General features: G+C 64.0%; 14 protein-coding genes. All 14 read right to left on the bottom strand.

The annotated features are described in order from the left end of the window. Positions 1–33: 33 nt before the first annotated feature. Entirely contained in the window at positions 34–681 is a 648-nt protein-coding gene (locus NKH13_RS04535; protein ID WP_352714750.1) for a GNAT family N-acetyltransferase, read from the bottom strand. Next, the gene (locus NKH13_RS04530) at positions 678–1463 is read right to left on the bottom strand and encodes an SDR family oxidoreductase (RefSeq protein WP_352714748.1); all 786 of its coding nucleotides are present in this window, start codon (positions 1461–1463) and stop codon (positions 678–680) included. The genes NKH13_RS04535 and NKH13_RS04530 overlap by 4 nt, the downstream gene beginning before the upstream one ends. Next, positions 1460–2455, bottom strand: coding sequence for an ABC transporter permease (locus NKH13_RS04525; RefSeq protein WP_031193507.1), 996 nt, complete (start codon positions 2453–2455; stop codon positions 1460–1462). The genes NKH13_RS04530 and NKH13_RS04525 overlap by 4 nt, the downstream gene beginning before the upstream one ends. Before the next feature lie 164 nt (positions 2456–2619). Then, entirely contained in the window at positions 2620–3660 is a 1041-nt protein-coding gene (locus NKH13_RS04520; RefSeq protein ID WP_292663104.1) for a sugar ABC transporter substrate-binding protein, read from the bottom strand. A 39-nt stretch (positions 3661–3699) separates the two neighbouring features. Further along, a complete protein-coding gene (locus tag NKH13_RS04515) occupies positions 3700–4464 on the bottom strand; it encodes an ATP-binding cassette domain-containing protein (protein WP_352714746.1) in 765 nt (254 codons plus the stop codon). Continuing rightward, positions 4461–5627, bottom strand: a complete 1167-nt coding sequence (locus tag NKH13_RS04510; protein ID WP_352465582.1) for an ROK family transcriptional regulator — start codon at positions 5625–5627, stop codon at positions 4461–4463. Before NKH13_RS04510 ends, NKH13_RS04515 begins: the two co-directional genes overlap by 4 nt. Positions 5628–5746: 119 nt before the next feature. Then, complete coding sequence (locus NKH13_RS04505) at positions 5747–6502, bottom strand: ABC transporter permease (protein WP_352714744.1); 756 nt, start codon at positions 6500–6502, stop codon at positions 5747–5749. Then, on the bottom strand, positions 6499–7272 hold the full coding sequence (locus NKH13_RS04500; protein ID WP_352714742.1) for an ABC transporter ATP-binding protein: 774 nt from the start codon (positions 7270–7272) through the stop codon (positions 6499–6501). The genes NKH13_RS04505 and NKH13_RS04500 overlap by 4 nt, the downstream gene beginning before the upstream one ends. Further along, positions 7272–8300 (bottom strand): ABC transporter substrate-binding protein, encoded by a 1029-nt coding sequence (locus NKH13_RS04495; protein WP_352715220.1) that lies wholly within the window; start codon positions 8298–8300, stop codon positions 7272–7274. The genes NKH13_RS04500 and NKH13_RS04495 overlap by 1 nt, the downstream gene beginning before the upstream one ends. Before the next feature lie 90 nt (positions 8301–8390). Continuing rightward, positions 8391–8828 (bottom strand): VOC family protein, encoded by a 438-nt coding sequence (locus NKH13_RS04490; RefSeq protein ID WP_023717347.1) that lies wholly within the window; start codon positions 8826–8828, stop codon positions 8391–8393. Between the two features lie 2 nt (positions 8829–8830). Continuing rightward, positions 8831–9571 carry a FadR/GntR family transcriptional regulator gene (locus NKH13_RS04485; protein ID WP_352714741.1) on the bottom strand — a complete coding sequence of 247 codons (741 nt, stop codon included), beginning with the start codon at positions 9569–9571 and terminating at the stop codon, positions 8831–8833. Beyond that, a complete protein-coding gene (locus NKH13_RS04480; protein WP_352714740.1) occupies positions 9568–11004 on the bottom strand; it encodes an FAD-binding oxidoreductase in 1437 nt (478 codons plus the stop codon). The genes NKH13_RS04485 and NKH13_RS04480 overlap by 4 nt, the downstream gene beginning before the upstream one ends. A 221-nt stretch (positions 11005–11225) precedes the next feature. Next, complete coding sequence (locus NKH13_RS04475) at positions 11226–12506, bottom strand: M23 family metallopeptidase (RefSeq protein WP_352714739.1); 1281 nt, start codon at positions 12504–12506, stop codon at positions 11226–11228. A 115-nt stretch (positions 12507–12621) separates the two neighbouring features. Next, complete coding sequence (locus tag NKH13_RS04470) at positions 12622–13089, bottom strand: peroxiredoxin (protein ID WP_352714738.1); 468 nt, start codon at positions 13087–13089, stop codon at positions 12622–12624. Positions 13090–13119 lie beyond the last annotated feature (30 nt).

Raw genomic sequence — 13119 nt, 5'->3', positions numbered from 1 at the left:
CTCCCGGTAACCTGAGCGATTGCTTGCCGCAGCTCAGCCTGCAATCGCCGGAGCATGAGCAAGCCGTTTCGCCACATAAACACAACGCTTCGGCACCTGCACCACCTCAAATCCGATCGCCTTGTAGAACCTTACCGCATCATCGTTCTCCGGCATGACTTCGAGGTGGATGCCGGTCGAGCCTCTCGCGGCAAGGCGCTGCTCGAGGAAGGCCATCGCGCGCCTGCCGATGCCTTTCCCGCGCGCTTGCGGCAACAGGTCGATGTGGCCGTGCGACGGGTAGGCCGCCAGTGCAGGCGGGACAGCGAAAGCGGGATGATGGATCCTGTGCCGCGCCCAATCGCTGCCGCGCCAGTGTGAGCTGTCGGATCCCGGGTCGGCGACACGTCGCTGCAGGTCGGGATACCAGTCTGATGCCAGGCTGGCATTGAAAGCGGCTGTTTCGACTGCACCAAGCAGATAGCCGGCCGCACCTGCGGGACTATCGACAATGAAGGCCAGCTCGGGTTCGAGGACCTGATAGGGAATGGTGTAGAGGAGGCCGAGCAGGTCCGGGTCGTCCTCGCGGCCGCTGGCGTCCTTGCCGGCATCGCCGGTCTTGAGACAGATCATCGCAAGCGCTGCATGATCGGCGGCGGTCGCCCGGCGCAGGAAGAAACCGCCGCCGAAATCGAGGATCATGGCGGCAGCAGCCGGAAATCCTTGCCCTCGGGCAAAAGCTGCCCGCCGTCGACGATGATGGTCGTGCCGGTGATGTAGCTGGCGTCATCCGAGGCCAGGAACAGGAAGGCGTTGGCCACGTCGCGCGGGCTGCCGAGGCGGCCGAGCGGGATGGCGTCTTCCATGTTCTTGATGAAGGCCGCACCGCGATGCTGCTCTATGCCTTCGGTGAGGATGTTGCCGGGCTCGACGCCGTTGACTGTAATGCCGTAGCCCGAAAATTCGAGCGCAGCCGAACGGATCAGCCCGTTGATGCCGGCCTTGGTCGCAGAATAATGGCCGTGGCCGGGGCTGGTGACATGCGGGCCGGTGATCGAGGAGGTGAACAGCATGCGGCCAAAGTGCTGCGCCTTCATCGGCACCAGTGCGGCGCGCGCGGCGATGAAGCTGCCGCGCAAGTTCACTGCCATGACCCGGTCCCAGTCGTCGGGACTGGTGTTTTCCAGCAATTGCCAGGGATAGATGCCGGCATTCTGCACCATGATGTCGAGCCGGCCGTGACGGTCGAGGGCCAGCGCCACGGCGGCTTCCGCATCGGCCATCTGCGAAATGTCGGTGCGAATGAAGTGGGCGCCGACCTCATCTGCCGTTGCTTGTCCGGCTTCGGTCTCGGTATCGGCCAGCACCACCTTTGCGTCTTCCTCGGCAAAGCGCTGCGCGATCGCCTTTCCAATGCCGCGGGCGGCGCCGATGACCAGCGCCACCTTGCCAAAAAGTCTCCCGGTTTGCGGTAGGCTGCTCATGCGAGCCTCTGGCGGATTGTTTGCTTGAACGCGTCGAGCAGCACGGCGGCGAGCACCAGCAGGCCGTGGATCACCTGGGTGAAGTTGGCCGGCAGGCCCATCAGATTGATCGCCGTGTTGATGGCGGAGAGCAGCAGCACGCCGGCATAGACGCCGGGTAAGGTGCCGACGCCGCCTTTCAGGCTGACGCCGCCGATGACGACCGCGGCGAAGGCATTGAACAACAGGCCGACGCCGAGATTGGCGGTTGCGCCGGAGGTGCGGATCGCCAGCAGCCAGCCGGCAAGGCCGGCGATGGCGCCGGCGAGAACGAAGGCTATGACAAGGTTGCGGTTGACGCGGATGCCGGCGCGAAAGGTCGCCGTCTCGTTGCCGCCGATCATGACCAGGTGCCTGCCGAAGGGCGTCTTGGCCATGATCAGCGAGAACACCACGAAACACGCAATGGCGATCCAGGCAGTCAGCGGCAGGCCGCCCAGGCGCTGGATGCCGAACCAGCGGATCGCCGGCGCAAGGTCCTGCGCCGAGCGGCCGCCGGAGATGACCAGCACCAGGCCGCGCACCCAGATGTAGGAGGCCAGTGTGATGATGAAGGCGCTCATCTTCACCCTGACCACCAGATAGCCGTTGAAGGCGCCGATGAGGCCGCCGACGGCAAGCGCGATGAGCAGCGAAACCGGAACCATCAGCCATTGCGGCTGCAACTGGATGCCAAGGCCGATGCCCGACGAGCAGAACAGGATGCCGACCGCCATGGCGCTGAGCGCCGCCACCGATTCGACCGACAGGTCCATATGGCCGGCGATGATGACCAGCGCCAAGCCGATCGACATCACGCCGAGCACGCTCGACGCCTCGATGATGTTGGCGAAGATGCCGAGCTGAAAATAGTTCGGGATGAGGATGGAAAAGACCACCAGCACGAAGACCAGCATGAACCAGACGAGATTGTCGAGGATGAACTCGAGGGTTTGGCGCGTGCGGGGGTTCATCTGCGGATCCGGTTGGCGCATGGCCCCGAAAAAACCACTCGGTCTTCGGACTATCAGGCGCGGTTGAAAATTGCTGCAACGTTCCCGTGCGCGCCCGTTTGAACGCGCCGGGGCTGCAGGGCTGGGCTCCGGGCCGGCATGGCCCGGAGCTTCCGGCGAGTTCGCTATTCGACCGGCTTTATGGTTTCGGTCGGCGGCTTCATGTTGCCCCAGAAGGCCGGGTTATCGACATTTTCCTTGGTGATCGCAGCGCCGGGGATCTTGATGTTCGGCCCCCACGCTTCCTTGGTCAGGGTCGATTTCAGGCCAAGCACGTCGTATTCGCCGGGCTTGATCTCCTGCTTGTTGACCACCTTGTCCATGAACATGGCGACCGCCGCGGCCTGGGCGTAGAGCGGCTGCTCGACTTCGACATTGAGCCAGCCCTTGCGGATCAGGTCGAGGCCGACCGGAGCGCCGTTCGAGCTCATCAGCATGACGTCGCCCGGTTTCTTGCCGGCGGCCTCGAGCGAGGCGACGGCGGCGACCGAAAGATGCGCGGCATGGCTGAAGATCAGATCGATGTCGGGGTTGGCGAGCAGCTGGTCGTTCACGATGGTCCCGGCTGCATCCGCTGCCCATTGCATGGCCGGCAGCGAGATGATCTTGACGTCCGGGAACGCCTTCATTTTCTCCTCGAAACCCTTCTGGATGTCGAGCGTATAGGGATCGCCCGGATCGCCGAGCACCTGCAGGATCTTGCCCTTCACCGAGCCGTTCTTCGCGGTCAGGAGTTTTTGCGCCTGATCGGCGGCGACGTAGCCGATCTCGACGGTTCCGGCCACCGAGGTGAAGTCGGACGGGGTCGAGGTGATCTGGCGGTCGAACTCGACGACCGGGATGCCGGCGGCACGGGCCGCCTCGATCGACGGTTTCAGCGCATTGAAATCGACGGCGGCAAGGATGATGGCCGCCGGCTTCAGCGCGATGACGTCGTTCATCTGCGATTGCTGCGCGTCGGTCTTGTTGTCGGCGTTCAGCGTCTTCATCTCGTAGCCGACCTGCTTCAGGAACAATTCCAGCGCGCTCACCGAGCCGGTCTGGAACTCATCGAGCAATGTCGGCACCATGTAGTAGACGGTGCCCTTGGACTGGGCGAATGCCGGCGTGAGCGTGGCAAAGGCCAGTGCCAGGATACCGAAGACGGAAAGAAGTATTTTCTTCATGTCGTTCGCTCCTCTTGCGCCGGACCCCTCATTTGTCCCTCAGCTCGCCGGTCCGGCACCGGCGAGCGTCTCTCCGGTGATCATGTTGATCACCGCGTCGGGACTTGTTTTGTTGCGTGCGACATCGCCAGCCACGACGCCTTGCCGGATCACCACGATCCGGTCGGCGACCTGGAAGGCCTGCTGCATGATATGGGTGATGATGACGACGCCGATGCCCTGGCTCGCCACCTGGCGGATCATGTCGAGGCCGCGCCGCGTTTGCTCGACACCGAGCGCCGCGAACGGCTCGTCGAGAAGCACTAGCTTGCCGCCAAAATGCACGAACCGGTTAAGCTCGATGGCCTGCCGCTGGCCGCCGGAAAGATGCTCGACATTGGTGCGAAGCGAGGGAATGCGGGTGCCGGCGCTGGCCAGCGCCTTTTGCACCACCTGCTCCATGGCGCGCTCGTCGAGCACCGGAATGCCGAGAACCTTCCTGGTGATCTCGCGGCCCATGAAGAAATTGGCGACCACGTCGACATTGGTGCAAAGCGACAGGTCCTGGTAGACCGTCTCGATCCCCGCAGCCTTGGCCTCGGCGGGAGATTTGGCGAGGAATTCCTTGCCCTCGAACAGCATGCGGCCGGAGGTCGGCTCCAGGCCGCCGGCAATGATCTTGACCAGCGTCGATTTGCCGGCGCCGTTGTCACCCAGAAGCGCCACCACTTCGCCCTTGCCGATCGAAAAGCTGATGCCTTTCAGCGCTTCGATGGCGCCGTAATTCTTGGCTACGCTATCGAGCACCAGCAGCGGTTCGCTCATGCTGCGATCCCCTTGTTATGCAGGAGATCTCGCCCGCGTTCGCGTTCGGCGGTGAAGATCTGGCCGAAGCGTGGCGACAGCACTCCTGAGACGGCAAGCGCGGCGGCGCCGCGCAAGACCGCATGCTGGCCGCCGCGCGCGACGCTGACGCGGGGCGTCGTGCGGTCGCTTCGCGCCGAGACCGAATTGGGCAGGTGCGCAGCCGCGCCGGCAAGCCTTTCGAGCAGGTCGGTGGACGCCAGCCCGCCGAGGATGATGGTTTCGGGATCGAACAGGTTTTCGATGATGGTGACGGCGTTGCGGAAGATCGGCGCGATCTCGCTCACCCAGTCGGCGTCGGCGATGTTGCGGCGCCGCAGCGCCTCGAGCGAGAGATACCGTTCGAGGCAGCCGCGATTGCCGCACGGACAGGGCTCGCCGCCCGGCACCGCGGGAATGTGGCCGATTTCACCGGCGTTTCCCCAGGCGCCGCGCAATGCGGCCCCGTCATGCACCATGACGCCGCCGAGCCCAACGCCGAAATAGAGGTAGTAATATTCGGAATATGCCGTGCCGAGGCCGTAGAGGCGCTCGCCGATAGCAGCCGCCGCCATGTCGGTTTCGAAAAAGGCCGGCAGCCCGGTCGAGGCGGCCAGTCGTTCGCGCAGCGCCACATCTTTCCAGCCGGTCATGGTGGTCGGCCCGACAAAGCTCATGGACTCCACGCCGAACGGTCCGGGCAGCGCCATGCCGATGCCAAGAACGCGACCACCGGGCCGCAATGCGGTCAATTCGAGCACCATAGCGCCGATCAGCTCGAAAGCGTGGTCGGGCGTTGCATTTGGGGCTTCGCGGTAGGTGCTCTCGATGACGTCGCCGCTCAGGTTGATCAGGGCGGCATTGATGCCCAGCGGGGTGACATGGATGCCGACCGCATAGCCGCCTTCCGGATTGATGCGCAGCGTTGCCGGCGGCAGGCCGCGGCCCTTGGGCTCTTCGCGCAGCGACAGCACGTAACCGTGTTCTTCCAACTCGCGAACGATGGTCGACACCGTCTGCACCGTGAGCCCGACCCGCCTGGCAATGTCGCCACGGGCGATCGGGCCATGAAGGCGGATCGATTCGAGCACGATGCGCCGGTTATACGGCCGCCCGAACTCCTGATTGGTTCCCCGCAGTGCCATGCCTTGCGCCCTCGAGAGAAGCCAGACTGGCACCGAAGATTTATTCAGTCAAATGGAATTCAAAAATAAATTACAGCCCGCGCACAGCGAACCTGGCGGATGGCCGCTCGACGGCATGATCAATAGCGGATGGCACGTCGCTCCAGCAGAACCACGATAGAGAACATCGCGATCGACAAGGACGACGACAGCACGATCGCCGCATAGAGCCGGTCCGACTGATAGTTGAAGGTCGCCTGGATGATGAGCGCGCCGAGGCCCTTATCCGACCCGATCCACTCGCCGACAATGGCGCCGATCACGGCCGTGGCCGAAGCAATTCTCAGCGAGGAGAACAGCATCGGCAATGCTCTCGGCAGGCGCAGGCTCCAGAAGATCTCCCAGCGCGTAGCCGATAGCACCCGGAACAGTTCGTGCTCGTTGTCGCTGGCCGAGTCCAGCCCGCGGATCATGTTGACCAGCGTCGGGAAGAAGCAGATCACCGCAGCGATCACGATCTTCGGCGTCATGCCGAGCCCGAAGATCAGGATGATGATCGGCGACAGCGCCAGGATGGGAATGGTGTTGAAGAACAGCACGATCGGAAAATAGGCGGCCTGCAGGATGCGGTTGTGCACGAACAGCACCGCCAGCAGCACACCGGCAAGATTGCCGATGACAAATCCCGCCAGCGCCTCGATCAGCGTCGGCCAGAGATTGCTGAGCAGCAAAGCAAGACTCTTCCGGAACACGCCTGATATGGCCGCCGGCGTCGGTACGATATAGGCCGGCACGCCGAGCCATGGCAGCAGGAACTGCCAGGCGAGCAGGATCGAAGCCGCGCCAAAAACGGGCAGGGCGACGGCCAGCGCCGATGGCAAGGGCGCCTGCCTCATGAGGCCTGTTCCAGCGCGCCGCGCAGTTCGGCCATCGCGGCAACGATCGCCGGATCCTCGCGCGAACAGCGGTTGCCCGCCTGCTTGAACGGCAGCATGTCCAGGTCCCTGGCCAGGCGGCCCGGATTGGCGGCGAGAACGATGACCCGTTCTCCGAGATAGGCGGCTTCGGCGATCGAATGAGTAACGAAAAGAATGGTCGTGCCGGTGCGCCGCCACAACGACAAAAGCTCGTCGTTGAGGCGGTCGCGGGTGATCTCGTCCAGCGCGCCGAAAGGCTCGTCCATCAAAAGCAGCCTGGGTTGCCCGAGCAGCGCCCGGGCGATCGCCACGCGCTGGCGCTGGCCGCCGGACAATTGGTGCGGCAGACGCTCACCGAACCCGGCTAGCCCCATCAGATCAAGCAGCTCGTCGGTTCGGTCGTCGATTGTCCGGGTCAGGCGTCCCTGTCCGATATCGAGCGGCAGGCGGACGTTGTCGCGCACGGTGCGCCAGGGCAGCAGGGTCGAGTCCTGGAAGACGAAACCGACGTCGCGCCGCGAACGGACCGCATGCGGTGTGTCGCCAAGCACGCTGATCGAGCCGCCGAGCGGATCGAGCAGGTCCGCGACTACCCGGAGCAGGGTCGACTTGCCGCATCCCGAAGGCCCAAGGATCGACAGGAAGGAGCCGACCTCGACCGACAGGTCGAGACCGGAGAGCACTTTCACCATCGGCTGCCGGCCGCCATAGCCGACATCCAGCCTGCGGGCTTCGATCGCGTTCGCCATCAAGCGGCGGGCGCGTCGAGCTTGGGTCGGTCGGCGGCCGACAATTCGAGTATCTTGGTGGTGTAGACATCGGCTGCCGCGGGCCGGCCGTTCGGGTATTGGCCGACCTTGTCCAGCAGTGCCAGCTGCTCCTCGATCGAGGCGGGATCGAAGGTTCCCCATCCGTCCTTGGCGGTTGCACCGTCGAAGGAAAGTTTCAGCACCAGATTGATCGTCTTCTGCTCCCAGCCGAGGTCCATTTCCGGATAGGCCTCGACCATCTTCTTGACTGCTTCCTGCGGATTGGCGTGCACCCAGCCCCAGCCCTTGGCGACGGCGCCGATGAATTTCGCCAGCGTTTCCGCATCCTGTTCGATCGCCGTGTCGGTAGCGAAATAGACGTCGGCATAGGAGTTCAGCCCGAGATCGCGCACCAGAAGATCGATCCTGTCGTCGCCGACGACGCTCAGTGCCTGGGTGTTGGTGATCCATCCGCCAATCGCGTCGACGTCGCCGCGCATCAGCGGTGCCTTGTCGAAGCCGACATTGACGACGGTGACCTCGGACGGATCAATGCCGTTCTTGGCCAGGATCTCATCGATGACGAAGCGCGCCGTCGGCTGGATGCCGATCTTCTTTCCCTTGAGATCGGCCACGCCGCGGATCGGCTTGGCAGGCTTCGAGGTGAAGGCATAGGGACCGGTGCGGAAACCGCAGGCGATGATCTTCACCGGCACGCCGCTGGCACGCGCCGCGTAGAGCTGCGGTGTTTCGGAAAACTGGCCGAGTTGTGCGGCGCCCGAAATCACCGGCGGCACCGTCGCCGCATTGGGGCCGCCGGGGCTGAATTCCACCTCGAGGCCCACGTCCTTGAAATAGCCGTTGGCGACGGCGGCGATGTCGCCGATCTGTCCGTTGGACATCAACCAATCATACTGGATGACGACCTTTCCGGCAGCCCTGGCGCCGGGCGTCAGCACGAGCTGCATTCCGGCCGAAGCTGCCGCGACGGCGGCGAAGCCGGCTTTCACGAAGCTGCGGCGGTTCATGTCGTAGTCTCTGTTCCCACTCATTTTTCGCTCCTGTTGCAAGACGTTCTCGTCTCTTCATTGCGCGCCGTTCCCGTGGCGCGGCGTCGTCTACGGCTGTTCGTCGTGGTAGTCGCCGGGGCCGCCGTCGAGCCAGGCGTATAGTTCCCAAAGCGTGTCGTCGGGATCGGTGAAATAGGCGCAGCGCGCATTCCAGACATAATCCTCCGGCGGGCCGTAGAAGGGCACGCCCTTGGCTGCCAGTTCGCCATGGAGCCGGTCGATCTCGCCGGGCGCGTCTAGCCTGACCGCCACGCAGACCTTGTGCGCCTGGCGCGGCGACCTCAATTTCGAGACGCCGGTGTGCCGGTTGATGTGGTCGATCTCCCACGCCGCCAGTGTGACGCCCTCGCCATGGAAGTCGGCAAAGCCCTCGGCGCGACGCCGCAGGCGAAAGCCGAGTTTCTCGACGTAAAATTCAACCGTCCGCTCGATGTTTTCGACGAGCAGGCAGACGTCTGAAATCGCATATGCGCCTCCGACCGGCATGGCTATCTCCCTGTGCTGTGCGCGGCGCGCGATGCCGGCAGCTTGACGCCGACGCGGTCGGCGGCGCCGATGATGTGGGCGCGCATCGCCGCCTCGGCGGCCGTGGGATCGCCCGCGACCAGCGCCTCGTAGATGCGCACATGCTCCCCGACATTGACTTCGACCAGGTCGTGCAGCGGATTGGTGAGACGCGCGTAGTGGATCGAGCGGCGGATCTGCTCGCAAACGAAAGAGATAAAGGTGTGGATGTAATTGTTGCCGGTTGCCCGCGCGATTTCGCGATGGAACAAAAGATCGGCGTCGATGCTACCCTCTTGCCAGCGCTCCTCGCCGCTCATCCGGTCGAGCGCCGCCTTGATCGCATCGAGGTGCTCCTGCCCACGCCGCTCGGCGGCGAGCGCGGCTGACTCGGCTTCCAGTATGCAACGCAGCTCAAACAGCCGCTCCATATTCCCGGTCGCTTTCAGCGCCTCGCCATCGATGCGGATCGACGCGCGCTGCTCCGGCGCCAGCACGAAGGCGCCGACGCCTTGCCGGGCTTCGATCATGCCATCGGCCCTGAGTTGAGCGATCGCCTCGCGCACCACGTTGCGGCTGACGCCGAATTTTTCCGAGAGCTGCTGCTCGGTTGGCAGCCGCGTGCCCGGATTGAGCTCGCCGGATTCGATCTCGCGGCTGAGGAATGCGGCGACGCGATGCGGCAGCGCCTCCACCGTGCCGATAGCGGCCAGTCTTTGCTTCATGGAAAGGTCTCCGTCGGTGGCAGCAGGCAGCCGGGATTCATCGATCCCTGAGGGTCGATCGTCGTTTTGAGGGCCGTGATGAGCCGGCGATGGGCAGGCGCCAGGCCGGCCCAGAAAGTGCGATGGCGGGTGCGGCCGATACCGTGCTCGGCACTGATCGAGCCGCCAAGCGCGCCGACGATCTGGTAGAGTCCGGCGGTGATCTCCGCGCCTTGGGCACGAGCTTCACCCTCGGCGAGCCCAGGTGGTGGCAGGACGTTGAAATGGATGTTGCCGTCGCCGGCATGGCCATAGGCCTGCGGCAGCCAACCGGGATGTTCCAGCGCCACGAATTGGCGGGCCTGATCGATGAGGGCAGGGATGTCCGATATCCTGACCGCAAGGTCGGTGCGCACATGGTAGCCGCGCTTTGCCTGGCCCTCGACCAAGCCCTCCCGGATGGCCCAGAACGCCCTGGCCTGCGCGATGCTTTCAGCAAGCACGGCCTCAGCAACCAGACCGCTCTCAATGGCGCCGGCCACGAAATCGACCAGCATGGAGCGCAGATCGACCGCAGCACTTGCGGAGAGTTCCATCACCACGTGGACGGGAGCTTCGACCGGCGAAACGACGTCTGCGTCGATCAAGCGCGCGAGGTCGATGCACTCCGAACCAATGATCTCGAAGGCAGAAATCAGATCGGATGAGGCCCGGCGAGCCTGCCTGAACAGGGTGATGGCCGCTTCGAACGAGGCGAGACCGAGATAGGCGGTCTCGACCCGGCTCGGTTTCGGAAACAGCTTGAGCTCGACGCCGGTGATGATGCCGAGCGTTCCTTCGCTGCCGATGAAGAGCTGCTTCAGGTCGTAGCCGCGATTGTCCTTGCGCAGGCCGGAAAAGCCGCTCCACAACTCGCCATCGGGCAGGACGACTTCGAGGCCGAGGATGAGATCGCGCGCCATGCCATAGCGCAGCACGTTGGTGCCGCCGGCATTGCTGGCCGCATTGCCGCCAATCTGGCAGCTTCCCTGTGCGCCGAGCGCCAGCGGAAACAGGCAATCCTGTGCCTCTGCCGCGTCCTTGATGCGCTGCAGGATGCAGCCGGCGTCGGCCTGCAGGATGAAATTGTCAGCGTCGACGAGACGGATGCCGTTCAACCGCTCCAGACTGACGACCACCGCGCCACGGCTGTAGATGTCGATCGCGCCCGCCACCAGCCCTGTGTTCCCGCCCTGCGGGATGATTCCGAGCCCAAGCGTACCGCAGAGCCGCACCACGGCCTGGACTTCGCTGACGGAAGCAGGCTTCAGCACCGCAAGGGCTCCGCCGCGATGATCCCCGGACCAGTCCAAGAGGTATTTCGCCATGCCGGCAGCGTCGGCAGCCACGCCGCTTTGTCCGACGGCGCCCTCCAGGGCATTCAGAATTTCAGGCGGGATACCATGAACGGTCATTACAAGCCTGTTGGGCCAAGGCATAGGTTTATACATATCATCCTACAACTATGCCGGAGTCAACGCTGTGGGCACAAGCCTCAAGGGCTGGAGCCGAATGTTTGCTCGGGAGAATGGAGCGAAGGGCGATCGCCCGAGGATACTTATGCGAGGCGCCTTGGTCTGGCTGCGCAGGCCCGATGCCGCTCAATTGCTGGGTCGTCTGAGGTGCAGCCCGGCTCCTAGAGGTACTGCGCGACCTTCTTGCCGACGGTCAGAAACCGTAGCGGGTCTATGGCCTCGCCGTTGTGGCGGACCTCGTAGTGCAGGTGCGGGCCGGTCGAGCGGCCGCTGTTGCCGGTCTTGCCGATGATGTCTCCGGCATCGAGCTTCTGGCCGACGGCGACGTCGATTTCGCTGAGATGCCCATAACGCGTTACAAAACCGTTGCCGTGGTCGACCTCGATCATGCGGCCGTAGCCGCCGTTCCAGCCGGCCTTGACGACCACGCCGGCTGCCGTGACCTTGGCCGGCATACCGACCGGCGCCCTGAAATCCATGCCGGAATGCAAGGCGGCCGTGCCGAGGATGGGGTCGGTGCGCACGCCGAACGGGCTGGTGACGCTATGGCCGGGGGCGGGGTTGGCGAGCGGCAGCCGGCGCGCTTCCTTTTTAAGATGATCCAGCGCGTCAAGCGCTTCGTCCAACTCCTTGACTTTGCTGTCGAAGACCAACGAGCTGTCGAGCGGTATCAGCGGGCCGCCGACGTCGCTCTTTTCGAATTCGCTATCGACGGGCAGGCCGGCGGCCTCGAGCGCCTGCGAGATCGCGTCGGCGCTCTTGTAGGCATTGTCGGCAAGTGTGGCGATGCGCGTGAGCTGCTGGCTCTCGATGGCCTTCAGCGAGTTGTTGATCGAAACGAAGAGCTTGTCTGCCCGGTCGGCCGCACTTTCGGTCGGCAGCGGATCGGCGCGGGTCGACCACAGCGAGAACGGCCTCGTGTCGTTGCTGGCAGGGGGGGCAGCAAGGCTGGCGACGGAATAGGCCATCGGCTGGATGCTGCCGATCGCGTCGGCGTGTTCGTCCGGCTTTGCCGTCGGCACGGGCGGCGTTGCGACCTCATTTTCGGCTCGTTCGAGGATCGGGCCGAGGCGGCCGTGACGCAGGCTGAGCTGGCTCTGCCGTTCCAGCAGCTCGCTGACCTTGGTTTCCATCAGTTGCTGATCGAGAAGCTGGCGGCTGGTGATACGGTCGACCTGGCTGCGCAGTGCCGAGATGCGGTCTTCGTAGGCCTGCTGCATACGCGCCTGCCGCGCCGTCGTGGCGCCGATCAGATCGTCGCGCAGCACCAGATAAGAGGTCGCCAGCAGGTAGCCAATGACGACCGCCGCCAGCGCCGAGCCGCAAAATGCAGCCAGCCACGGGCGTATGGTGAAATGCCTTATCTGGTCGCCCCGGGCGATGATGACCGTGTGGGGCTCTTTGCGTCTGCCGAAGACCGCTGACTGACTGGCTACGTTCACGGGACCAAGCTTTCGTTACGACACCAACGACGAGCCTGATTACACATTATTAGGGTTAACAAAGTTTTGTCTTCGCGCAAAACGGGTATCGAATTGCAGCGGCCTGCCGCAGCTCTCAAATTGCGCGAACCGCCTCCAGCACGTCTTCGGCGTGCCCCTTGACGCGGACGTTGCGCCAGATCCTGGCGATGCGTCCGTCCCGGCCAATCAGGAACGTCGCCCGCTCGACGCCCATATAGGTGCGGCCGTAGAGCTTCTTTTCCACCCACAAATGGTAAGCCTCGATCACCTTGCGCTCTTCGTCGGCGACAAGGTCGATGCTCAGATCGTATTTCGCCTTGAATTTGTCGTGTTTCTTGACGCTGTCCGGCGACAGCCCGATGACGACGGCGCCGGCCTTTTCGAACTCCGGCTTCAACTGCGAAAAACCGATCGCCTCGTTGGTGCAGCTTGTGGTGTCGTCCTGTGGGTAGAAATAGAGTACGATGGACTTTCCCAGCAGTGCGGCGAGATTGAGTGAACCGCCGCCGTCGCGCGGAAGATCGAATTGCGGCGCAACATCGCCCACGTCGAGGTCAGCCATACCGATGCCCTTGTTTGAGGTTACGCGCCA

The organism is Mesorhizobium sp. M1348, assembly GCF_040317925.1.
Taxonomy (GTDB): Bacteria; Pseudomonadota; Alphaproteobacteria; order Rhizobiales; family Rhizobiaceae; genus Mesorhizobium.
This window is presented reverse-complemented; position numbering and strand designations above follow the sequence as displayed.

Excerpts from the sequence above, each read along its gene's own strand:
- NKH13_RS04535 (WP_352714750.1), bottom strand. The coding sequence starts at position 681 with ATGATCCTCGATTTCGGCGGCGGTTTCTTCCTGCGCCGGGCGACCGCC.
- NKH13_RS04530 (WP_352714748.1), bottom strand. The coding sequence starts at position 1,463 with ATGAGCAGCCTACCGCAAACCGGGAGACTTTTTGGCAAGGTGGCGCTG.
- NKH13_RS04525 (WP_031193507.1), bottom strand. The coding sequence starts at position 2,455 with ATGAACCCCCGCACGCGCCAAACCCTCGAGTTCATCCTCGACAATCTC.
- NKH13_RS04520 (WP_292663104.1), bottom strand. The coding sequence starts at position 3,660 with ATGAAGAAAATACTTCTTTCCGTCTTCGGTATCCTGGCACTGGCCTTT.
- NKH13_RS04515 (WP_352714746.1), bottom strand. The coding sequence starts at position 4,464 with ATGAGCGAACCGCTGCTGGTGCTCGATAGCGTAGCCAAGAATTACGGC.
- NKH13_RS04510 (WP_352465582.1), bottom strand. The coding sequence starts at position 5,627 with ATGGCACTGCGGGGAACCAATCAGGAGTTCGGGCGGCCGTATAACCGG.
- NKH13_RS04505 (WP_352714744.1), bottom strand. The coding sequence starts at position 6,502 with ATGAGGCAGGCGCCCTTGCCATCGGCGCTGGCCGTCGCCCTGCCCGTT.
- NKH13_RS04500 (WP_352714742.1), bottom strand. The coding sequence starts at position 7,272 with ATGGCGAACGCGATCGAAGCCCGCAGGCTGGATGTCGGCTATGGCGGC.
- NKH13_RS04495 (WP_352715220.1), bottom strand. The coding sequence starts at position 8,300 with ATGAACCGCCGCAGCTTCGTGAAAGCCGGCTTCGCCGCCGTCGCGGCA.
- NKH13_RS04490 (WP_023717347.1), bottom strand. The coding sequence starts at position 8,828 with ATGCCGGTCGGAGGCGCATATGCGATTTCAGACGTCTGCCTGCTCGTC.
- NKH13_RS04485 (WP_352714741.1), bottom strand. The coding sequence starts at position 9,571 with ATGAAGCAAAGACTGGCCGCTATCGGCACGGTGGAGGCGCTGCCGCAT.
- NKH13_RS04480 (WP_352714740.1), bottom strand. The coding sequence starts at position 11,004 with ATGACCGTTCATGGTATCCCGCCTGAAATTCTGAATGCCCTGGAGGGC.
- NKH13_RS04470 (WP_352714738.1), bottom strand. The coding sequence starts at position 13,089 with ATGGCTGACCTCGACGTGGGCGATGTTGCGCCGCAATTCGATCTTCCG.